Source organism: Dactylosporangium sp. NPDC049525, assembly GCF_040676755.1.
GTDB lineage: Bacteria > Actinomycetota > Actinomycetes > Mycobacteriales > Micromonosporaceae > Dactylosporangium.
In genome coordinates, this window is sequence record NZ_JBFAPO010000008.1 from 220,796 (window position 1) to 242,771 (window position 21,976).

The 21,976-nt window shown below is 73.5% G+C and carries 20 protein-coding genes; 12 read left to right on the forward strand and 8 right to left on the reverse strand.

Annotated elements, in window-relative coordinates:
- The first annotated feature begins 42 nt into the window (after positions 1-42).
- The gene (locus AB0K00_RS15590; RefSeq protein ID WP_363520903.1) at positions 43-714 is read left to right on the forward strand and encodes a hypothetical protein; all 672 of its coding nucleotides are present in this window, start codon (positions 43-45) and stop codon (positions 712-714) included.
- Here AB0K00_RS15590 and AB0K00_RS15595 read toward each other — a convergent pair.
- A complete protein-coding gene (locus tag AB0K00_RS15595; protein ID WP_363520906.1) occupies positions 695-2,278 on the reverse strand; it encodes a TIGR03086 family metal-binding protein in 1,584 nt (527 codons plus the stop codon). The two genes, AB0K00_RS15590 and AB0K00_RS15595, sit on opposite strands and share 20 nt — an antisense overlap.
- A gap of 48 nt (positions 2,279-2,326) precedes the next feature.
- Complete coding sequence (locus AB0K00_RS15600) at positions 2,327-2,686, reverse strand: DUF2004 domain-containing protein (protein WP_363520909.1); 360 nt, start codon at positions 2,684-2,686, stop codon at positions 2,327-2,329.
- Positions 2,687-2,706: 20 nt separating this feature from the next.
- On the opposite strand from AB0K00_RS15600, the gene AB0K00_RS15605 reads away from it, so the two are divergent.
- Positions 2,707-3,555, forward strand: coding sequence for a hypothetical protein (locus tag AB0K00_RS15605; RefSeq protein WP_363520912.1), 849 nt, complete (start codon positions 2,707-2,709; stop codon positions 3,553-3,555).
- 7 nt (positions 3,556-3,562) lie between these two features.
- Here AB0K00_RS15605 and AB0K00_RS15610 read toward each other — a convergent pair whose 3' ends face one another.
- Positions 3,563-4,063 (reverse strand): hypothetical protein, encoded by a 501-nt coding sequence (locus AB0K00_RS15610; RefSeq protein WP_363520915.1) that lies wholly within the window; start codon positions 4,061-4,063, stop codon positions 3,563-3,565.
- Positions 4,064-4,162: 99 nt separating this feature from the next.
- On the reverse strand, positions 4,163-5,341 hold the full coding sequence (locus AB0K00_RS15615) for a GNAT family N-acetyltransferase (protein WP_363520918.1): 1,179 nt from the start codon (positions 5,339-5,341) through the stop codon (positions 4,163-4,165).
- 376 nt (positions 5,342-5,717) lie between these two features.
- Between AB0K00_RS15615 and AB0K00_RS15620 the strand changes: the two genes are divergently transcribed.
- The gene (locus tag AB0K00_RS15620; RefSeq protein ID WP_363520921.1) at positions 5,718-6,218 is read left to right on the forward strand and encodes a hypothetical protein; all 501 of its coding nucleotides are present in this window, start codon (positions 5,718-5,720) and stop codon (positions 6,216-6,218) included.
- A 108-nt stretch (positions 6,219-6,326) separates the two neighbouring features.
- On the opposite strand, the gene AB0K00_RS15625 is transcribed toward AB0K00_RS15620, so the two are convergent.
- A complete protein-coding gene (locus AB0K00_RS15625; protein ID WP_363520924.1) occupies positions 6,327-6,515 on the reverse strand; it encodes a hypothetical protein in 189 nt (62 codons plus the stop codon).
- Between the two features lie 81 nt (positions 6,516-6,596).
- On the opposite strand from AB0K00_RS15625, the gene AB0K00_RS15630 reads away from it, so the two are divergent.
- The 9 genes from AB0K00_RS15630 (at position 6,597) to AB0K00_RS15670 (ending at position 14,543) form a co-directional block, all read left to right on the forward strand.
- Entirely contained in the window at positions 6,597-7,559 is a 963-nt protein-coding gene (locus AB0K00_RS15630; RefSeq protein ID WP_363520927.1) for a helix-turn-helix domain-containing protein, read from the forward strand.
- Between the two features lies 1 nt (position 7,560).
- Positions 7,561-8,493 carry an aminoglycoside phosphotransferase family protein gene (locus AB0K00_RS15635; RefSeq protein WP_363520930.1) on the forward strand — a complete coding sequence of 311 codons (933 nt, stop codon included), beginning with the start codon at positions 7,561-7,563 and terminating at the stop codon, positions 8,491-8,493.
- 31 nt (positions 8,494-8,524) lie between these two features.
- On the forward strand, positions 8,525-9,496 hold the full coding sequence (locus AB0K00_RS15640; RefSeq protein ID WP_363520932.1) for an ATP-binding protein: 972 nt from the start codon (positions 8,525-8,527) through the stop codon (positions 9,494-9,496).
- A 129-nt stretch (positions 9,497-9,625) separates the two neighbouring features.
- Entirely contained in the window at positions 9,626-10,018 is a 393-nt protein-coding gene (locus AB0K00_RS15645) for an SCO5389 family protein (RefSeq protein WP_363520935.1), read from the forward strand.
- A gap of 135 nt (positions 10,019-10,153) precedes the next feature.
- Positions 10,154-11,074 carry a metal ABC transporter substrate-binding protein gene (locus tag AB0K00_RS15650; RefSeq protein ID WP_363520938.1) on the forward strand — a complete coding sequence of 307 codons (921 nt, stop codon included), beginning with the start codon at positions 10,154-10,156 and terminating at the stop codon, positions 11,072-11,074.
- Positions 11,067-11,822 carry an ABC transporter ATP-binding protein gene (locus AB0K00_RS15655; protein ID WP_363520941.1) on the forward strand — a complete coding sequence of 252 codons (756 nt, stop codon included), beginning with the start codon at positions 11,067-11,069 and terminating at the stop codon, positions 11,820-11,822. Before AB0K00_RS15650 ends, AB0K00_RS15655 begins: the two co-directional genes overlap by 8 nt.
- A 31-nt stretch (positions 11,823-11,853) precedes the next feature.
- Positions 11,854-12,747 carry a metal ABC transporter permease gene (locus AB0K00_RS15660; protein ID WP_363520943.1) on the forward strand — a complete coding sequence of 298 codons (894 nt, stop codon included), beginning with the start codon at positions 11,854-11,856 and terminating at the stop codon, positions 12,745-12,747.
- The gene (locus AB0K00_RS15665; protein WP_363520946.1) at positions 12,734-13,570 is read left to right on the forward strand and encodes a metal ABC transporter permease; all 837 of its coding nucleotides are present in this window, start codon (positions 12,734-12,736) and stop codon (positions 13,568-13,570) included. Before AB0K00_RS15660 ends, AB0K00_RS15665 begins: the two co-directional genes overlap by 14 nt.
- Positions 13,571-13,658: 88 nt before the next feature.
- Complete coding sequence (locus tag AB0K00_RS15670) at positions 13,659-14,543, forward strand: NmrA family NAD(P)-binding protein (RefSeq protein WP_363520948.1); 885 nt, start codon at positions 13,659-13,661, stop codon at positions 14,541-14,543.
- Between the two features lie 74 nt (positions 14,544-14,617).
- Here AB0K00_RS15670 and AB0K00_RS15675 read toward each other — a convergent pair whose 3' ends face one another.
- From AB0K00_RS15675 to AB0K00_RS15685, 3 genes are all read right to left on the reverse strand, one after another.
- The gene (locus tag AB0K00_RS15675) at positions 14,618-17,986 is read right to left on the reverse strand and encodes an SIS domain-containing protein (RefSeq protein ID WP_363520951.1); all 3,369 of its coding nucleotides are present in this window, start codon (positions 17,984-17,986) and stop codon (positions 14,618-14,620) included.
- Between the two features lie 344 nt (positions 17,987-18,330).
- Positions 18,331-20,901, reverse strand: coding sequence for a glycine-rich protein (locus AB0K00_RS15680; RefSeq protein ID WP_363520952.1), 2,571 nt, complete (start codon positions 20,899-20,901; stop codon positions 18,331-18,333).
- A gap of 157 nt (positions 20,902-21,058) precedes the next feature.
- Positions 21,059-21,973 (reverse strand): LysR family transcriptional regulator, encoded by a 915-nt coding sequence (locus AB0K00_RS15685; RefSeq protein WP_363520954.1) that lies wholly within the window; start codon positions 21,971-21,973, stop codon positions 21,059-21,061.
- Positions 21,974-21,976: the final 3 nt, after the last annotated feature.

Consider the following 21,976-nt stretch of genomic DNA (forward strand, 5'->3'; position numbering starts at 1 on the left):
GGGCGGCGCCGTTCCGTCCAGCGGCCGGGTTAGCCTGATGGCATGTCGGAGCGGGAAGTACTCGGGTTCAGCGTTGCCGCGGACCGGTTGTGGGCGCTCGTCGGGTCCGGGCAGGACCCCGACGACCTGCTCGGCAAGGAGCCCGGCGCGGTGGCCGACCTCGACTTCCACCTCGCGCACACCTGGCCGGGCATGACCACGGCGCAGCTCGCCGGTGACGTGCTCGCCGGGCGCCTCGACGAGCAGCACGCCGGTGACGTGACCCGTGTGCTGGTCCCGTTGCTGGGCGCTGTCGGGATTCCGGTGTACGACCAGCAGGCGATCTGGCTGCAGGAAACCATGGCGCTCGCGTGGCGGCCGGTGTTCACGGCGCTCGGCCTCACCACGCTCGCGGGCCTGTGGGAGACGTCGAACGTGGCATGGCCGTGGCCGCGGGGCACTCAGCCGAGGTCGACCTGGCCGGTCGTGACGGAGCTGGCGCCGCCCGCGCTCGCCGCGGTCGCCGCCGAGTTCGGCGCGCTGACCGGGTCCGGCGGACCCGAGTGGCAGGCGGCACTGCCGGACGCGGTGTTCGTCGACACCGACGGCGACCCCCTCGATGACATCGACGACGCCCGCGAGGAGCTGGCCGAGCACCTCGACCTGCTGGCCGCCTGGGTCGCGCGGGTCCCGGCCGGCGACTCCCTGATCCTCGTCATGGACGGCGACCAGTAGGGACGCGGCGGCCGAGGTACGCGGCGAGCCGGTCCGTGGCGGTCGCGTCGGCGGGCACAGGTTGTTCGGGGGCGAACGAGCCGCCGGGGGTCCGGGGCAGCGCGCCGTACATCGCCTGGACGGCCGGCAGGGTGGCCGCGGCGACGTCCGGGGCGAGGTCCGTCGACCGGCCGGTCGCGGTCGCCAGGTCCCAGCCGTGCACGAGCATCTCGATGACGACCTGTTCGACCAGCCGCCAGCCGGGCGCGTCGCCGTACCGCTGCCGGAGCATGCCGGGCCGGCCGAACGCGGCCAGGGTCGCCGCGGCGGCCGTGCGGAACGCGGCCACGTGGTCGTCGCCGAGGTGGTCGGCGGCGAAGTCGGCGCGCGGGGCACCCTCGGCGAGGCTGGTCCACAGCAGGTTCTCCCACACCAGGTGGTTCAGCACGGTCCGCACGTCCCACCCGGCGCACGGGGTCGGGTCGCCGAACCGGTCCGGGTGCACGCCGGCGACGAGCCGCTCCACCTCGGCCAGGACGCGGGTACAGCCGTCGAGCAGGCGCGCCGGGTCGGTTGCGTCGTCGTCCAGCATCGCGGCGATGCCGGCGGCGCGGGCGCCCGGGGCGGGGTTCGCGCGCAACGCCGTCATCAGCCACTCCCCGGCGGTCGCCAGGCTCGGGCGGACCGGCCAGCCGTTGATGACGCACAGCAGCTGCCAGTACCGCTCGACGCCGGGATCCGCGGCGACCTCCAGCTGCTCCAGCAGCCGCCGCCGGGCCTGCGCGCCGTCACCGTCGAGGCGCAGGTCGGTGCGGGCCTGGGTCGGGATCCACGCCTCGACGATGCCGGCCACGACCGGGTCCGCGGCCGGCGAGTCCGGCATGATCCCGCCGTCGACGGCCGCCGTGACCCGCTCCACCCACAGGTCGGTGAGGTCCCGGACTGCCGCGAGCTCCCGCTCGTCGTGCTCGCCGGGCGCGTGTTCGGCGGCGTACGCGGCCATCCGCGCGAACCCGGCGCGCAGCTGCGGGGTCCGCACCAGGCCGGCCAGCTCGACCCACGCGTCGAGCTGCTCGGTGCTCGGCTGCTCGGGCAGGTCCGGGGTGGCGGCGAGGAGCCCGTCGCGGTACGCGGGGACGTCGAGGTCGCCGAGCGCCTCCGTCACGAAGTCGTGGATGACGGCGGTGCGTTCGGCGGCGGTCAGGCGGGCCAGGCGGGTCATGTCGGCGAGCTCCTCGGCGGTGGACGTCTTGCGCGAGACCGACCGCAGCACGGCCTGCTGCAGCCGGAGCGTGCGGATCTGCGCCTCGATCGCGTCGGCGTGGACCGCCGCGGCCTCGGCCAGGCTCCGCTCGCGGTCGACGACGCCGCGGATCGCGGCCATGCCCAGCCCGAGGTCGCGCAGCGTCCGCGCCAGTTCGAGGCGGGCGACGGCCCGCGCGTCGTAGCGGCGGTAGCCGGTCGGGGTGCGCTGCGTCGGCGGCACCACCCCGATGTCGGACCAGTGCCGGATCAGCTTCACCGACAGCCCGGTCTGTTTCGCCAGGTCGCCGATGCTCCACAGGGTCGTATCGTCCGCGTGCACACGGTCCACCCTCGGGTCTCCCATAGTGGGAGAGTCAACCGCACCCGGTCAGCTTTCGACCGCGACGCCGTGAATTCGTCCGGTGCCGTCGAAGGTCACGGCGACGACGTGGTCGGTCAGGTCCCGGCCCAGCGTGTAGTCGAAGACCGCGGCGGCACCGGGATCCTGCGGATACAGGCCGACGCGGACCAGGCGCATCGCGGCGAGGAACGTCGCGGTGTCGACATCGCCCGTGCCGAACACCGCCCGCAGCATGTCCTCGGCGCCGTCGAAGTCGAGGTAGTCACCCATCAGGTCGGCGCCGTCGTCCCGCATCGCCTGCCGCGCGAGGGCGTCGAACCCCGCCATATCCAGGTCTGCCGGGGCGCCGTCCACCTCGACGGTGTGCCCGGCCCACTCGATGCTCACGGGACGACGATACTGGGGCGGTGATCGTGTCCACCGATCTGGCGTGGCCGGCCGTGGTCGAGCTGCTCGACGCGCTCAGTCCGGGCCGGCGCGAGCCGTGGCGGCTCGACGGCCGCGTCGAGGTCGACCGGTTTCGGCGCTGGCGGCTCGGGCCCGATGAGGTGAAGCTCGACGTGCAGGCTCCCGAAGGCGTCGGGGAGCAGGCGATCGGGTTGCTGCGGACGCTGCTGGAGCACGGCGGCAGCGGCTCGGCGGGGCTGCGGCGCTGGACGCTGCCGGTGTTCGAGCAGGCGGTGCGGGCCGGCGGGCAGCGGTGCGCGGAGCTGCTGGCGGAGCCGGCCCTCGACACGGCGATCGACGCGGTGCCGTCGGGGGAGCTGCTCGGCTGGGGTGTGGTCGCCAACGTGGTGCGGGAGCGGCTGCACGGCGAGGACCTCGAGGTGCGCAGCGGGCTCAAACAGTTCACCGGTGGCACGAAGGTGTGGGTGTCGCGGCCGTGGAGCGGCGACGGCGGCGAACGGCTGTGGGTCGTCGGTCCGGCTCGGCGCACCCGCAGGCCCGTCCGGGTCATCGTGCCGCGGATCCATCTGGAGCATCCGCGGGCCAGGGCGGTCTACAGCCCGGCACTGCTGCGGCGGCTCGATGGCATGACCAGGATGTTGCACGACACGCTCGGCTCGTCGCAGCGGTGGGCGGAGGCGCTGGCGACCAGGGTCCTGGAGGCCGAGGTGGACAGCCCGCGGCGGTGGCTGCGGGTCTCCGATCCGCCGCCGATGGAGCTCGACGTCGACGGCACCACCGTGCACCTGGCGCACTTCAACCATCGCCGGGCCCGGTATTCGGCGCTGGAGCCGCCGACCGAGCCGTAGTTCGGGGTTACGCCTGCGGGCCGGTGCCGGGCTGGTCGGTGATGTAGCCCATCTGCGGGGTGGCCTCGTCGCGGCAGGCGGCGGGCAGGATCGGCTCGGAGGCGGTGCCGCCGTCGGTGCCGACGCGGAAGGTGCCCGGAGCGCCGGTGCAGGACTGCGCCGTGTACGTGATCGAGGTGCCGTCCGGTGACCACACGGGTGCGGTTCCGGTGCGGTCGCTGACCTGGTGCTTGCCGGCGCCGTCGGCGGCCATGACCCACACGGTGCCGTTGTGCACGTAGGTGATGCTGGTGCCGTCGGGGGAGAGGCGGGGCTGCGAGCTGACCTCGTCCTCGGTGAGCCGCACCGTGCGGGTGCCGTCCTTGATGTAGATGACACCGTGGCGGGCGTACACGCCGTGGTCGGTGACGGTGGCGTGCGCGGCCGCCGACCCGATCATCGTGCTGATGCCGGCGATGGCGGTGAAACCGGCGAGCGTGAGCGCCTTCGTGATCGCGGTGCTGTTCATCCGTGCCCCCTGTGGTCCGTCGCGTCCGTGTGACGCTGAGACCATCGGCGCAACCTCGTGGCACCTGAACGGTTCCCCGCGGGCAATTGTCGCGGCCGGTCAGGGCAGGTAGAACGTCAGCAGGTCGGCGGTCACCGGCGGGAACAGCGCCCGCATCAGCTCGGCGTTCGGACCCGGGTAGACGTCGGCGTGCCGGGCGGCGAGCCCGGCGATGCCGTGCGGGCCGAACAGCAGCGGCCCGATCTGGTCCGGTGCCACGCCCGCGCCGCCGTGCGAGGCGGGACCCTGCATCGGGCCGCCCGCAACGACCTCGGTCGCCGCGCCGGCGGCGCGACGGAGCCGCACGTGCTGGCGGAAGAACGACACGACGACGTCATCGGCGCTGTCGTCGTGCGCCAGCCGCGCCGAGAGCACGGGACGCAGGTGCTCCAGCAGCGCCACCACGTCAGGGATCCGCACGTAGTGGTCGTGGGCCTGGGGGTCCGGCGCCGCGAGGTGGTCCGTGAGGAGCCCGTCGCGGTCCTTCGCCTCGAACGGCTTGCCACCGGCGAGGTCCGCCGCGTGGGCGAGCAGCGCCGCGACCGCATCCGGCTGCGACCCGGCGACCTCGCCGAGGACCACGCCCTCCTCGGGTGGGGTGACCCGGCCGGTGCCGATCACCCGCCCGTCCCGCTCCACCACCACCTGCGTGCTGCCGGACCGGGCGACCAGCGCCCGCCAGCACACCGGCGAGTGCGGCATGCGCAGGTCGAACCGCTGTTGGAGCGCGTCCTGCAGCTGTGCCATCGCCGCGATGTCGTCCGGCCCGGCGGCGCGCACCGTGCAGCCGTCGGGCATGGCCGGCACGGACAGCACCGCCCGGCCCTGCGGGATCGGGATCGAGTACTGGTACCCGAACTGCCGGTAAAAGTAGGGGATGCCGATCATCACCTGCATCAGGTGCCCGCGGCGGGCCGACCGTTCGTGCGCCCAGCCCATCAGCGCGCGGACCAGCCCACGACCCTCGTAGGCGCGGTCGGTCGCGACCAGCTCGACCTGGCCCGCGGGGATCGGCAGGCCGCCAAGGACGACGGTCTCGTCCAGCAGCGTCGCGGTGGACACGACCCGGTCACCGTCGACCACGACCCCGCAGGCGTCGAACCCGCCGCCGGGATCCTCGACCACCAGCCGGTGGTCCTCCGGGTCGGCGGCGTCCCCGCGGTCGGCGAGCAGCCCGCCGATCTGGTCGAGGTCGGCCGGCCGGGCCGCACGCAGCTGAAGTCCACCGGGCAGGTCCACCACCCGATCCTCACGCCCCCTACGCCGGATGTCCACGGATTTGCCCGGCCGGCGCACGTCGAACCGGGCATCCCGCGGCCCCGTGATGTGTGGCAGCACGGTCGACCGCGCGGGTGATCCGACCCATCCACCGTGGTGACCGCTGCGAATTGCTGGATGTCACGCGATGTCCATCGTTGTCGATCATTCACGAGAGGGAGTGGCATGACGGAAGCGATCCGAGCGTTCAACTGGCGGCTGATGTGGGCGCTGCCGGCGGGGCTGATGCTCGCCGGGGCGGCGGACCTCCGCTGGATCAACTGACCCCGACGGGGAGCTGAGCGGCGGACCGGCCGGGGGCGCGTGATGCGGCCGGTCCGTCGGTAGCGTGTGCGCCGTGACGGGATTCGACTGGGCCACGCTGTCGGCGGCGCGCAACGCGAGGCTCGACGCGGTGCCGGACATGGTCCGCCACGCGCTGCGGGTCCTCGAGGACGTCGTCGAAGAAGCCGACCACGCCTGCACGTTCACCCTCGACGCGGCACCGCTGGCGGCCGACGGCGTGACCGCGACCGTCAACACCCTGCTGCCGCTGCGCTGCGAGGTCGCGGCGCTGGCGCCGGTGGCGGACTGGTCCACGGTGGTGGGTGCGGCGCTGCCCGGGTTCTTCGTCCCCACGCGGCAGCCGCAGGCCTGGGCGGCGCAGGCGGCGCCGCGGGTGCTCGCCGACGCGCTCGCCGCCTGGGTCGTGGCGCTGCTGTCGCGGCTGTGGCCCGCCGAGGCGGAGGCGTGGGAGCTCACGGTCCAGTCACGCGACTGGTACGAGGCCGCCTACGTCGACGTGGTCGTCCGCGTCGACGCGACCGTGTGGCTGCTCCACCTCGGCGTCAGCGACTAGACGATCCGCTCGCCCGCCGCACGTGGTGCGCGGAGGTCACGGGCGGGCCTCGCGTCGCGGACGCCGGCGCATGCGGTGCCGTGCCGCGGCGGCGTCCGGCGGGGCGGGTCATTCGGGCACCGTGGCCCGTGGGGTGCGCGCCGTGGTGTGCCGGCGGCCGGTGCGGATCTGCTCGATGTGGCCGCAGTAGCACTCGACGTCCAGCAGGACGCCGGCGTCGGTGTTGCGGAGGTTGCGGATGCGCCGCTCGGAGAGCAGGACGCGGGAGCCGTGGGCGGGGCAGTCGATGACGAACATGCTTTCAGCGTGGTCCGGCCGGGGAGAAATCAACAGTGGCAGACCTGCATAGGATCGCAGGTTTTCTGCCATCATGGGTTGATGAGCCACCACCCCTTCCGGAAGGTCGCCGCATACCTGCACGACGGCACCGGCGCGTTCGGTGCCGGCGTGGTCAGCGAGATCTTCGGCTATGACCGCCGGCATCGTGGCCTGCCGGGGTTCGACTTCGCCGCCTGCACCGACCGGCCGGGCCCGGTCGCCACCGACGGCGGGCTGACGCTGCTGGTCGAGCACGGCCTCGACCGGCTCGCCGAGGCCGACCTGGTGCTGGTGACGTCGTGGGAGCAGTTCGACCTGGAGCCGTCGCCGGAGGTCCTCGCCGCGATCAGGACGGCGTATGAGCGCGGCGCGACCATCGCCGCGCACTGCACCGGCACCTACGTGCTCGCCGCGTCCGGGCTCCTCGACGGCCTGCGGGCGACCACCCACTGGCGCTGGGCGGACGCCTTCGCGGCCCGCTTCCCGGACGTGAAGCTGCTGCCGGAGGTGCTGTATGTGGACGAGGGTCGCATCGTCACCGGCGCCGGCGCGGCTGCCGGCGTCGACATGTGCCTGCATCTGATCCGCCGCGAATACGGTGCCGCCGTGGCGAACGGGATCGCCCGGGACATGGTCGTGCCACCGCACCGCGACGGCGGGCAGGCGCAATACGTGGCGGCGCCCGTGGCGGCCGACTGCGACGACGAGCGGCTGGCCGAGGTGCTCGGCTGGGCCCGCGAGCACCTGGACCTGCCGCTGACGGTGGAGGTGCTGGCTGGCCGGGCGCTGATGAGCCAGCGTTCGTTCGCCCGCCGGTTCTCCGCCGCGACCGGCTCGACGCCGCACGCGTGGGTGCTGTCGCAGCGGCTGCACCGGGCGGAGGAGCTGCTGGAGACGGCGGGCGTGTCGATCGAGGAGGTCGCCCGGCAGGTCGGCTTCGGCACCGCGGCCACGCTGCGGGAGCAGTTCGTCCGCCGGCGGGGCGTCCCACCGCGGGACTACCGCAAGACGTTCGCCACCTGACATGACCCGGCCACCGGACGCGACCAGCCGCCAGCGGATCACCTGGGCCGAGGTTCCGGATGCGGTGCGGGCGTCCATCGAGCGCCTGCTCGGCGACCGGGTCGTCGAGGCGGTGAGCCAGCCGGGCGGCTTCTCCGAGGGCCTGGCCGCGCGGCTGCGCCTGGCCGGCGGCGGGCGGGTGTTCGTCAAGGCCGCGAGCGCGGCCACGGTGGTGGAGTTCCACCGCAGGGAGATCGCGGTCACCGGGCGGCTGCCGGCAGCGGCCCCGGTCCCGCGCCTGCTGGCGACCCACGACGACGGTGCCTGGGTGGCCCTCGTCTTCGAGGAGATCGACGGGGGGCTGCCCGCGCAGCCGTGGCGGCCCGACGAGTTCGACCTGGTGCTCTCGGCCGTCACCGAGCTGACCGGGATCATGACCCCGACGCCGATCGCCAGCCTGACCACCCCACCGCGGCTCGGCGGCTGGGCGCACGTTGCCGTCGACCGGCTCGCAACGCTCTCGCCCTGGGCCGTCACCCACCTCGACGCGCTGCTGGCACTGGAGGAACACGCACCGCAGGTGCTCGCCGGCCGCACGCTGCTGCACGGGGACCTGTACCCGTTCAACCTGATGCTGGCCGGGCGCCGGGTCTTCGTCATCGACTGGCCGCACGCGTGGGTCGGCGCGGCGCACTGCGACCTCGTGACGCTGCTGTCCAGCGCCTCGCTCAGCGGTGTCGACCCGCAGCCGTTCGCCGAGCGGCACCCGCTGACCCGCGACCTCGACCCGCTCCAGCTCGACGTGGTGCTGGCGCTGCACGCGGGGTTCCTGCTGCACCGCGCCACGTCGGCCGGGCCGTCGGCGGATCGCAACCTGGTGAACATGATGACCGCCCTGGGGCTCGCGTCGGTGCGGTGGCTGCGGCAGCGAGGTGAATCCGGGCGTTTCGGTTGACGGTGGAAATGAAAACCGATACCACTAAGGCGTGAAGACTGCTTTCGTGGGCAAGGGCGGCAGCGGCAAGACGACGCTGGCCGCGCTCTTCGCCCGACATCTCGCCTCGGACGGGACGCCGCCCGACCTCCTGGCCATCGACGCGGACATCAACCAGCACCTGGCGGTCGCACTCGGCGCCGAACCGGACGCGGCCGCGACGCTGCCGGCGCTCGGCGATCACCTCGACGTCATCAAGGACCACCTGCGCGGGGACAACCCGCGCATCGCCTCCGCGGCGGCGATGCTGAAGACGACCCCGCCCGGCGCCGGGTCACGCCTGCTCCAGGTGGGCGTGGACAACCCGGTCTACGACCGCCTGGTGCGCCGGGTCGGCGGGGTGCGGCTCGCCGTCACCGGGCCGTTCGCGGAGGACGACCTCGGCGTCGCCTGCTACCACTCCAAGGTCGGCGCGGTCGAGCTGCTGCTCAACCACCTGGTCGACGGTCCCGGCGAATACGTGGTGGTCGACATGACCGCCGGCGCCGACTCGTTCGCCTCCGGCCTGTTCACCAGGTTCGACCTGACGTTCCTGGTCTGCGAGCCGACCGTGCGCAGCGTCGGGGTCTACCGGCAGTACACCGGCTACGCCCGCGAGCACGGGGTGCGGGTCGCGGTCGTCGGCAACAAGGTCGAGGACGCCGGGGACGTGGCGTTCCTGCGCGAGCAGGTCGGCGAGGACCTGCTGTGCTGCTTCGGCCGGTCCGGGTTCGTGAAGGCCGCCGAACGCGGCAGGCACCTGCCGATCGGTGCGCTCGAGGCGGACAACGTCGCGGCACTGCGCACGATGCGCGCGGCGCTGGACGGCTGCGAGAAGGACTGGATCCGGTACGCGGCGCAGGCCGCCGACTTCCACGCCCGCAACGCGGCCGCCTGGGGCAACGCCCGCGCCGGCACGGACCTCACCACCCAGATCGACCCCGACTTCGTCCTGCGCCCCGCGGCGACCGCCGCCGCCCGCTGAAGTCTGCGTCCTGCGGCGACCGCCGCCGCCCGCTGAAACCTGCGCCCGGCGGCGACCGCCGCCTGAGGAAGCCTGCGTCCCGCGGCGACCGCCGCCGCGTCACGAACCGAACCCAACCGGAGGAGCATCATGTCTCTCGACGTACCCACCGCACTGCTGGAACGGGCCGAGGCCGGCCCCGTCGACGACGCCGAGTTCGTCGCCTGCGTGCGCGACTCGCTGCCATATGCCTGGACCGTGATCAGCGGCGTCGCCGGCGACCTGCACGCCGGCGACGCGGACTTCGCCGACCACGAGATGCCGCCGCCGGGCGAGGCCGAGCGGGGGCAGCTGCTGCGGGCCCTGGCCAGCGACGCCATCCGCGGCGGCCTCGAACGGCACTTCGGGGTGCGGCTGGCGTTCCAGAACTGCCACCGGGTCGCCGCGTTCACCCCGGCCGCCGTCGGCGGCGAGCGCTACCAGGCGTTCATCTCACCCCGCGGACAGCTGCTCAACCAGTCACCGGAGCTGCGTGACTGCTGACCCGCCGCGCGGCGCGGGCCGGCCGGCACCCCCGGCGGGCCCGCGCCCGATGCGCACATTGCGATACGACGTCTCGTTATTGAAAATGAAAACCAGTACAGTCGGGGCTCCGAACGAGATCGAGGAGCAACCGACATGAAGCTGCGAACCCTCGCAGTCGCCGCCGCCCTGCTGAGCCTGGCCGCGTGCGGCGAGGCGAGCACCGCGCAACCGGCGACCGGCGACCGGCTCGCCGTGGTGGCGACCACGACCCAGGTCGCCGACTTCGCCCGCAACATCGGCGGCGACCGGGTCACCGTCACGCAGATCCTCAAGCCCAACATCGACCCGCACGACTACGAGCCGACCCCGGCGGACCTCACCGCGATCGGCGCCGCCACCGTGCTCGTCAAGAGCGGCGTCGGCGTGGAGGCGTGGCTCGACGGGACCGTCGCGTCCGCCGGGTTCAAGGGCACGCTCGTCGACGCCAGCACCGGCGTGCAGGTCCGCCAGGGCGAGGGCGACGAGGAGAAGACCGGCGACCCGCACATCTGGCACGACCCGCGCAACGCGAAGCTCATGGCGCAGAACATCGAGAAGGCGTTCGCGGCGGCCGCCGCCAAGGACGCCGCCACCTTCGAGCGGAACCTCGCCGACTACAGCGCGAAACTCGACGCGCTCGACGCCGACATCGCCGCGAAGATCGCCAAGCTGCCCGCCGGCGACCGCAAGCTGGTGACCAACCACGACGCGTTCGGCTACTACATCGACCGCTACCAGCTGGAGTTCGTCGGCTCGATCATCCCCAGCTTCGACACGTCCGCCGAGCTGTCCGCGAAGGACGTCGACGACATCGTCGCGAAGATCAAGCAGACCGGCGCGAAGGCCGTGTTCTCCGAGAGCTCGCTGCCGCCGAAGACGGCCGAGGCGATCGCGCGGCAGGCCGGGGTGAAGGTCGTCGCGGGCGAGGACGCCCTGTATGGCGACACACTCGGGCCGGAGGGCTCCGCCGGCGACACGTACCTCAAGATGATGGAACACAACACCGACACGATCGTGAAGGCCCTCGGTGGCTGACGTCGCGCTGCGCATCGAGCGGGCCGCCGTCGCATATGACGGCGACCCGGTCCTGCAGGACATCGACGGGCAGGTGGCCGCCGGCGAGACCGTGGCGCTCGTCGGCCCCAACGGCGCCGGCAAGTCCACCCTGATCAAGGCGGCCCTCGGCCTGGTGCCGGTCGTGTCCGGCGCGATCACCGTGCTCGGCCGCCGGCCCGCCGACGCCCGCCGCGACGTCGCCTACGTCCCGCAGGCCGACACCCTGGACCCGCAGTTCCCGATCTCCGTGGCGCAGGTCGTGCTCATGGGCCGCTACCGCAGGACCGGCTGGCTGCGCCGCCCCGGCCGCGCCGACCGGCACATCGCCGCGGAGGCCCTCGACCGGGTCGGTCTCGCCGGCCGGGCCCGCGCCCGGTTCGGCACCCTGTCCGGCGGGCAGCGCCAGCGGGTGCTGCTCGCCCGCGCGATCGCCCAGCAGCCGCGGCTGCTCCTGCTGGACGAGCCGTTCAACGGCGTCGACGTGGTCAGCCAGGACGCGCTGCTGGACGCGATCGGCGCCCTCAAGCGGCAGGGTGCGGCCGTGCTCATCAGCACCCACGACCTGACCCTGGCGCACCTGGCCTGCGACACCGCCTGCCTGCTCAACCGGCACATGTACGGCTTCGGCCCGGTCGACCAGATCCTCACCCCCGCACTGCTGCGCGCCACGTACGGCAGCCAGGCCCTCGAGCTGCGCGGCGACCGCGTCATCGTCACCCGACCGTGAGCACCGCCCGGTATCAGAAAAAGGAGACGCCGTGCGGGAAGTCCTGATCGACCCGTTCACCGCGCCGTTCATGGGCCGCGCCCTCGCCGAACTGCTGCTCCTGGCGGTGCTCGCCGGTGCCGTCAGCACGTTCGTGCTGATCCGCCGGCTCGGGTTCGTCGCGGACACGATGACCCACACCGTCTTCCCCGGCGTGGTCATCGGCTACGTCGCCGGCGGCACCGGGGGAGTGTTCCCCGGTGCGCTCGTCGCGGCGGCGGTGACCGCGGTCCTGCTGACTCTGCTCACCCGGTCCCGGCGGGTCACCGACGACACCGCCATGGCGGTCCTGCTCGCCGCCATGTTCGCCGTCGGTGTCGTGCTGGTGTCCCGGCGGACGTCGTACCGGGCGGACCTCACCGCCTTCCTGTTCGGCCGGCTGCTGGCCGTCACGCCCGCACAGCTGGCGCAGACCGCCGCGGTCGCGGTGCTCGTGCTCGCCGTCCTCGGGCTGCTGGCCAAGGAGCTGCGGCTGCGCGCGTTCGACCCGCAGACCGCGGCCGCGATGGGCTACCGCGTCTGGCTGCTCGATCTGCTGCTCAACCTGTGCGTCGCCCTCGTCGTGGTCGCGGCCGCGCAGTCCGTCGGCACCGTGCTCGTCATCGCGCTGCTGGTCGTGCCCGCGGCGACCGGCCGGCTGGTGTCGGACCGCCTCGCCGTGATCTGCGCCGTCGGGGTCCTCGCCGCGGCGGTCGCCGGCTACGTCGGCCTCGCCGTCAGCTACCGGGCGTCCGTCACCCACGGGCTGCGGCTGGCCGGCGGCGCCACCGTCGTGCTGACCCTCGTCGCGCTGTACCTGCTGGCGCTGCTGGCCCCACCGGCCCGACGAACGCTGGCAAGGCTGGCGAGGCTGCTGCTGCGGAGGCGGTCCGATGCTGTCGCTTGACGTGGCCTTCAACCGTGCGCTTGTCGAGGCCGTGCTCGTCGGTACCGCCGCCGGCCTGCTCGGCGTCCAGGTCGTGCTGCGGCGCCTGTCGTTCTTCACCATGGCCATGACCCACGCCACGTTCCCCGGCGTCGTCGTGGCGGCGGTCGTCGGCGTGAACCTGTATCTCGGCGGCGCCGCGGCAGGGGCGATCGCCGCCCTCGCCGTCGTCGCCCTGTCCCGCCGCCGCGGCCACGACCCGAGCACCGCGACCGCCGTGGCGCTCGCCGCCGGGTTCGCCCTCGGCGTCGCGCTGCTGTCGGCGCAGGAGGGCTTCACCAGGGACCTCACCGCGTACCTCACCGGCTCGATCCTCACCGTCACCCGGCAGGACCTGGGCGTCGCCGCGGCCGTCACCGCCCTGGTGGCCGTCGCGCTGGTCGCCGGCGGCAAGGCGTTGACCTACACGGCGTTCGACCGCGACGGCGCCCGGGCTGCGGGCTACCCCACGGCGGCGATCGACTTCGGCGTCCTGCTGCTGATCTCGGTGGTCGTCGCGGCCGCGGTGCCGGCCGTCGGCACCATCCTCACCCTGGCCCTCGTCGTCGCCCCGGCCGGCGCGGCCCGGCTGTGGACCGACCGGATCGGTGCGATGACCGCCGTCGCCGTCGCTGTCGCGGCCACCAGCGCCGTCGCCGGTCTGCTGCTGTCCCGCAGCTGGGACGTCGCCGCCGGCGGCGCGATCAGCCTCACCGCCGCCGCGGTCTTCGCCGCCTCCCTGCTGATCGGCCCGCGGGACGGGGTGCTCGCCCGGTGGCGCGCCCGGCGGCACGGCCGCAGCTGAGCCGCCCGGCCGGCGCGACGATGCCGCCCGCGGGGCCGCTCACCCGCCGGGGATGTTTGCGGGCACCCGTCGCGGTCAGAGACCGGCCATGGCAAAGCCGTTCCTCGTCACCGGCGCGGCCGGCAAGACCGGCAGGTACGCCGTCCGTCAGCTGCTGGAGCGCGACGCGCCGGTGCGGGCCCTGGTGCACCGGGCCGACGCGAGATCGGACGAGCTGGCCGCGGCGGGCGCGGAGGTCGTGGTGGCGAACATGCTGGACCTGGCCGCGGTGAGCGCCGCGACCCGCGACGTCACCGCCGCGTACTTCGCCTACCCGATCATTCCGGGACTGCTGGAGGCCACCGCGATCTTCGCCGAGGCGGCGGCCGAGTCCGGGGTGGGTGCGATCGTGAACATGTCGCAGATCTCCGCGCGGCGGGACGCGGTCAGCAACGCGGCGCGGCAGCACTGGCTGGCGGAGCGGGTGCTGGACTGGTCGCCGGTCGCAGTCACGCACCTGCGTCCGACGTTCTTCGCCGAATGGCTGATCTCGTTCTACCAGCCCGACGGGACGCTGCAGCTGCCATTCGGCGACGGGCGGCACGCCCCGATCGCCGCCGAGGACCAGGCCCGCGTGATCACGGCGATCCTGCGGGACCCGGCGCGGCACGCCGGCCAGGTGTACCGGCTGTTCGGCGCGGAGGAGCTGAACCACCAGCAGATCGCGGCGGAGATGTCCGCGGCGCTCGGCCGGGAGGTCCGCTACGTCCCGGTCAGCCTCGACACGTTCAGCGAACAACTGCGCGACAAGGGATTCGGCGAGCACATCATCCAGCACCTGCGCGCCGTCGCGATCGACTATCGCAACGGGGTCTTCGCCGGCACCAACGACGTGGTGCGCTCGATCGGCGGGAGCGAGCCGATGACCGTGCGGGAGTTCGTCACCCGCAACAAGCAGTTCTACGACGACCGGTCCACCATCGCCTACTGGTGACGCGTGCGCCGTTGACGTGCACAACCCGGTGGATCACCGTTCGATCCACCGGGTTGCCGCGTGCGTCCGGCGCGTTACACCGAGCCGGTGAGGGAGCGGGCCACCTCGTCGACCGGGGCGAGCAGGACCGTCTCGACCGGCAGCTTGGCCAGGGACTCGACGTCGAAGCGGCTGTCCAGCTCGGTCACCGTGGCCCGGATCTCGTCGAGGCGGGTGCCGGTGGCGTCGAGGATCTCGCTCAGGTGCGCCGCCTCCGCGGTGTCGTGCAGCCCGACGTGCAGCAGCGTCAGGGCGTTGATGCGGGCGCCGGTCAGCTCGGGAATCAGCAGGACCAGGCGGCCGTCGCGGGCGCCGCGGACCAGGCGCACCATCCGGGACTGCACCGCCAGCCACTTCGAGCCGCTCAGGTCGGCCCCGTCGCCGGCCCGGCTGGGCAGGCCCTCGGACACCCCGGACCGGCGCACGACGCGGATGGTGGTGCGCTGCGGCGACCAGCCCAGCTGATACCGGGTGGCGCCGTCGACGTGGTCGACCACCCGGGCGAACGCCCGCAGCGCGACCAGCACCGAGTAGCTCATCGTCGACGGGTCGGCGCCGACGTCGGCGATCGCCCGGGTCAGCGGGTTGTCGACCAGGTCCGAGTCGCCGCGGGAGGTGCCGACGGTCACCGTCTTGGCCTGGTGCTTGACCGAGTCGATCGAACGGGTCAGCTCGTCGACGGCGGCGGTGAGCCGGGCCCGGGTGAAGTCGACCGGGTCGCCGTCGACCCGTGGCGCGGTGAGCATCGAACCGCCGTGCCGCAGCAGCAGCGCCGCGTCGGACAGCCGCAGCGCGGTGTCGCTGGACAGCACCCCGCGCATCGTGCCGTCGGCGGCGTCGGCGAGGAACGGGTGCAGGTCCGTGGTGGCCCGCTCGATGTCCTGCAGGCCGACCTGTCCACTGTCGACGGACAGCTCCAGGGCCGCGAGCGCGCCGCGCAACGGATCGGCCTTCGCGTCGATCGCCCGCGCCGTGTGATACGAGAAGAGGTGGCCGGCCGCGGTGCTGAGGATCCAGGCGAACACCGGGTGCGCGGGTGGCACCCGCACGACCCACTCGGTGGCCCACGGCACGTCCATGCCCTCGTCGACGATGATCACCGGCGCGTTGCGGTGCGCGGCGAAGATGTCGACCTCCTTGGCCAGGTCGCGCACCTGGCCCGGCGGCGTCCCGGCCGCGCAGATCAGGATGAACGCCTCGGCGGACAGGTCGACGTGCTTCTTGTCCTCCACCGCGTCGGTCGAGATGGTCTTGTAGCACAGCTCGGACAGCTTGATCCGGGCCTCCTCGGCGGCGACCCGGTTGGGTCCCGACCCGACGACCGCCCAGTGCGGGTAGCGCAGCGCGACCTCGCTGATCTTCGCGATGACCGGCTCCTGGGCGCGCAGCTCGGCGAGCTGGTTGGGCATCTCCAGCAGCGCGTGCAGCAGCGTGTTCTCCAGCTCGCCCGCGAGGCGGCCGCACACCCGGGCCAGGTGCAGGCCCAGCACCGAGCCGGTGGCGACCTGCGAGTAGAACGCCTTCGTGGAGGCGACCGCCATCTCGACGTCGCGGCCGTCTGAGGTGTACAGCACGCCGTCGCTCTTGTGCGCCAGATCGCTGTCGCGCCGGTTGACGATGCCCAGCACCGCCGCGCCCCGCGCCCGGACCATGTCGACGGCGCGGTTGGTGTCGGTGGTGGAGCCGGACTGGCTGACCGCGACGATGCACACCGACGACATGTCGGGGCGCAGCCCCCACGCCGAGAGCTCGGTCGCGGGCATCGCCTCGACCGTGATCGCCGGCTGCAGCAGCGGCCGCACCACGTTGGCGATGCCGCGGCAGGCGACGGCCGCGGTGCCCTGGCCGATGAAGAGCAGCTCGGTGATCTCGCCGGCCGCGAACCGGTCGCGCAGCGTGCGCGGCAGCGACGCCTCGCCGAGGACGGTGGTCAGGTGCTCGCCGCTGGCCACGATCCGGCCGCGGAGGCTCCGCCGGAACGACGACGGCGCCTCGGTGATCTCCTTGACCAGGTAGTGCTCGAACGACCCGCGGGCGACGTCACGCGTGGTGATCTCGGCGGTCTTCACGTGCTCCTCGGTGACCGGCACCGGCCGGCCGAGCACCGTGTACCGCTCCACGGCGGCGAGGGTGCCGGCGCCGGTGCGGCTGAGCGCCACGACCGTGCCGTGCTCGCCGTCGCCGTCCACGACCGAGCCGTCCAGGCGCAGGTAGCGGTCCGTCCAGCCGACCAGCCCGTACACCTCGCTGGCGACCAGGAAACAGGCCGGCGCGAAGCCGACATAGAGCCCCTGGCCGCTGCCCCGCACCCCGAGCAGCAGCCGGTCGGGGTCGGCGTCGGTCTGCGCGGCGATGGCGAACGAGCCGTGGAACCGCCGGATCGAGGCGGCGAACGCCCGCACCGGGTCGGTGCCCGCGTCCAGCTCGCGGCGCAGCATGACCGGGATGACCTTGGCATCGGTGGTGATGCCGGCCTCGTCGACCGGCAGGTCCAGGGTCTCCCGCAGGTCGAGGTGGTTGTCGATGTCGCCGTTGAGCACGGCGGTCGCGTAGCCGGTGCCGCCGGCCGTGCGGGTGGTGCTGTCGACCGGGTGCGCGTTGGCCTCGCTGATGCGCCCGACGCTCGCCCACCGGGTGTGCGCGAGCACCGTCACCCGCGCGCTGGGCATGGCCAGCACCGTGTGCAGGTAGTCGTCGGCCTCGATAGCGGCGCGCAGGAACGCGACGTTGTCGCCGAGCCGGCCGATGATCGAGGCCCGCTTGTAGACCAGGGTCAGGCCCGTGTCGAGCAAGGTCACCGCGGCGTGGCCGTAGCTGGGGTCGGTGCGCCCGGCGTGCAGACCCGCCGCCGCGGTCCGGTCCGCGGCGTCGAGGGTCACCCAGACCTGCAGCCCGGCGGAGTCGCGCCCGCGGACCTCGAGGCGGTCGACCGCCTCCAGGGTCGCGTCGATGGCGAGGCAGGCGCGGCCCACGTTGACGTTGGCGAGTTCGCCCCGGGCGAGCCGGCTGACCCGCTCGGCGACCTGGACGCGGTCGTTCGCGATGGTCCACAGCAGGTCCCGGGCCTGCCCGGCGAGCCGCTGGACCGACTCGAGCTGCTCGGGGTCCAGGACGTGCCCGCCGTCGTCGAGGCTGCGGTCGAGCGCGTCGAGCCAGGCGGTGTGCGCGTCGACCCGGGTCTGCACCCGGGCGCGCAGGTCGGCGTCGACCGTCAGCCGGTAGCACCCGGTCGGCTCGGTGTGCAGCGCCACCGCGGTCGAGAGGCCCTTGACGAGCACGTCCAGCAGGCCGCCGAGGCCCGCGTTGTCCGCCGCGCCGGCAGGGTCGGCCGTCGGGGGCTCAGGCAGGCTGTCGAGCAGCTGGCCGGCCGTGACCTCCTCGAGTTGGACGCTGTAGTCCGGCACTGCGGCGACGATCCCACACACCTCATGAACCCCTTCGCTACCACCTGCCCGGTGCGCCTTGGCGCTGTCGCAAGGCACCCACGACGCTAGCAGCGATCGCCCATCCGTGGTGCGCGCAACATCGTCGCCAGGGCGCTCCAGCGGCCGTGATGCCGGAGTATCAGCAGCTCAGCACGGTTTTGCAATCGCGCATGTCGGATGCGCGATTTCTCGGCGGAATGCTCATCTCGATGCCGAGCGTAGCGCTCGCGTCGGCGCACGGTGACCGCTTCGGACCCCGTCGCGGCGCCGAACCGTGGCGCTGAGCCCCGGCGCGGGATGCGGCCGGGGCTCAGCGCTCGCTCCTACTGGCCGGCGGCCGCGATCGGCGCGGCGGTGGTGCGCCGCCGGGAGCCCAGGGCGACCAGCGCCGCCCCGGTCGGGATCATCGAGGCACCCACCAGGATCATGTTGACGATGCCGAGGCCGGTCACCGCGAGGGTCGACGGCAGCACGTTGGCGGCGTAGGTCGCCTCCGCGACCTGGCCGTAGGCGTCGGTGACCCGATACCAGACCACCTTCGCCTGGCCGGTGAAGCCGTTCACCGCGACGAAGCTGATCCGTCCCCGCGCCGGTTCCAGGATGTAGGTGCCCTGCCCCGGGATCCGCACCAACGTGGCCGGCCGGCGGCGCGCGTCGAGCAGCGTGATCGACCCGCCGGTGGGCACGGCGAACTGCGCCGTCTGCGTCACGTCCGCAGGTGCGGTCGTGTGCTGCGGCGGCGTCTCCGGCGGCCCGGGGATCGTCACCAGCGGCGTGTAGGTGGCCTTCGCGGTCTGCCCGTAGGCGTCGGTCACCTGATACGGGATCGGCGGCAGCTGCCCGTGGAAGCCGAGCACCGGCGTGAACGTCACCAGCGCGCTGCCGGCCTGCTGCGACGGGTTCGGCACCGTGCCGGCGCCGAACGCGCCACCGATCGCCGCGGCGGACGCGGCGGCCGGCACCAGGGTCAGCGTGTAGGTGCCCTTGGCCTCGAAGAACAGCGACGTGGTCGGGTTGCCGTCCGCGTCGACCAGCGCGATGCTGCCGCTGGCCGGCACCGGCAGCGTCGCCGTCTGCGGCGTGACGCCGACCCCGGACGTGGTGCGGTCCGGCGCGGCCGGCGGCGGCGGGATCGTGACGGTCGCCGTGTACGTGGCGTCGTCGTGCTGCTCGTAACTGTCGGTCAGGCGGTAGGTGACGGATCCCGCGACGCCGACGAAGCCGGCCACCGGCTGGAACGTGAGCCGCTCGGCGGTCTCGTTCCAGCCGTACGTGCCCTCGCCGGACCGCGTCACCGTGGACACCTGGGTGCCGTTGTCGAGCAGGGTCACCGACGCGCCGTCCGGCACGTCGACGGCGGCCGACTGCGCGGCCGTCCCCAGCCCGGTGCTCGTCTTCGCCACCGCGTGCGGCGGTGCGGGTTTGGTGACCGTCGGCGTGTACGTCGAGTCGGCGGTGCGGCTCTGGTTGTCCATGATCCGGTACCCGGCCGGCGTGCCGACCCCGGCGAATCCCTTGACGGGCGTGAACGTGATGACGGTGCCGCTGAGCGTGTAGGTGCCCTGCTTGGCCACGGTCACCGTGGTGGCCGGCTGGTTGCCCGGGCCGAGCAGCATCGCCGAGCAGCCCGGGCAGCTGCCGGGGATCACCACGGTCGCCGTCTGGGGCGTGGTGCCCACGCCGGTGCTCGTCAGCGGCGTGGCCGTCGGTCCCGGCTGTGGCGCGACGGTCGGTGTGTAGGTCGAGGTGGCCGACAGATCGCTGACCGCCACCTTGTACGTGACCGGCGTCGCCGTGCCGGTGAAGCCGCCCGCCGGCGTGAACGTGATGACGCCGGTGGCCACGTCGATGGTGTACGTGCCCTGGGAGGGCACCAGCGTCACGGTGGTCGCGGGCAGGCTGCTGCCGTCCAGCAGGGTCACCGTGCCGTCGACCGGAATGGCCGCGGTCGCGGTCTGCGGGAGACCGTAGGCCCCGGACGAGGTCAGCGGGGGCGCCGGCGGCGGGGCGAACCACTGGATGACGACCATGCCGTTGCCCTCGGCGTCGCCGATGCCGGACGTGTGGAGCGGGTCGCCGGCCCCGGCGGAGTTCTCGTCGGTCGCCGCGACGGACGACGCTCCCGAGATGCCGGCGCCGGTCTTGTACCCGGACCCGCCGCCGCCGGCGCCCGTGAGCAACCCGCTGATAGAACTCGGCTTGCAGTCGCCGCCGCCACCGCCGAAGTAGCCGCCGCCACCGCCGCCACCGCCCTTGTAGCCGCTGCCGCCGGCGCCGCCGGAGAACATCCCGCCCCAGTTGGCCTCGCCGCACGTGTTGTTGCCCGGGGCGCCGGCCACGACCTGCGACGCGCCGCCACCGGAGGCGACGTTCACGCCGGCGGCGCCGGTGTTGCCGCCACCGCCGCCTCCGTCACGGTCCGTGTCGATCGCGCCGGCGCCGCCACCGCCGGCGATGAGCAGCGGGCCCACGCCGTAGGAGGTCGACCAGACCGCCGACATGCCGCCGCCGCTGCCGCCGGCGCGGACGTCTTCGGTCAGGCTCCCGCCCGGGGTGCCGCCGGGGCCGCCCGCGCCGTAGGTCGCGACGGTCGAGTTCTCCTGGCCGGCCTGGCCGACCGTGATCGAGAGCGTCTGCCCGGGCGTGACGGCGAGCGTCCCGGTGGTGAAGCCGCCACCGCCGCCCTTGGCCTCCAGCCCGTTCGCCCCGCCGGCGCCCCAGACCTTCAGGTCGAGGCCGGTGACGCCGGCCGGGACGGTGAACGTCTGGTCGGCGCCGGTGTAGCCGTAGCGGACGCAGTTGGTGTAGCTGACCGGCGTGCACGTGGTCGACGCCACCGCGGTGGTCGGTCCCGGACCGAACAGGTACAGCGGAATCGCGAGTGCGGCCGTCACGGTGGTGGTGACCAGTCGCTGGGTTGCGCGCCGCTCCCCGCGAGTTGTCAATGTGTGTGCCAAGGCTGCTCATCCCCCGTATGTCAAGCAGGCTGACTCACCCTAAACGGCAGAAACTTCTGTATAGGGATATTTGCCGTAAAAAGGGTGACGTGCGTCAGGCCGCGCGGCCGGGAAGCGCGTGCCTGGCGCGGTCGCGCAGGTGGCCGAGGACCTCGACGATGGCCGGGGGGACGCGGGCCTGCCGGCGGTGCAGCGCGGCCATCGTGATGACGGTCGTGTCGCCCCGCAGGGGTCGGGTCACGATCAGGCCGGTCCGTTCGAGGGGGTCGCCGAGGACGCTGTAGTCGGGCAGCACGGTGAGGCCGATGCCCTCGGCGACCATCATCTTGCCCATCTCGGCGCCGTCGGTGGAGTGCCACCGGGTGGGCAGGTCGGCGCCGAAGAGACGGTGCGCGAAGCGGTACATGAGGTAGCCGGAACGCATCGCGACGAAGCGCTCCGCGCGCAGCTCGTCGACGGTGACCGACGTGCCGGCGGTGAGCGGGTGGCCGGCCGGCAGGACTGCGGCAGGGCTGCCGACGAGCAGCGGGGTCGCCTCCAGGTCGGGTGGCACGTCGTCGCCGTCGAGCAGGTTGACCAGGCCGAGGTCGAGGGTGCCCTCGGCGAGGGACAAGTGGATCTCGTCCTGCTGCAGGTTGCGGACCTCGACCACCGCGCCGCAGTTCGCCGTCTGGAAGGCCCGCACAGCGGGCAGCACGAGCGAGGCGGTGCCGGCGTTGACGGTGCCGATGCGCAGCAGCCGCCGGGTGGTCGCCTGGTTGCCGGCGGCGGCCATGAGCCGGTCGACCGACTCGAGGACGTCGACGATCGGCTGGAGCAACTGCTGCCCGGCGGGGCTGATCCGGGCGCCGGAGCGGTGCCGGTCGAGCAGCGTCACGCCGAGCTCCTGTTCGAGCTTGCGGATGGCCTCGCTGAGGGCCGGCTGGGACACGTGCAGTTGTTCGCTGGCCCGCCGCAGCGAGCCGTGCCGGGTCACCGCCGCCAGGTACCTGAGTTGTTCGATACGCATGGC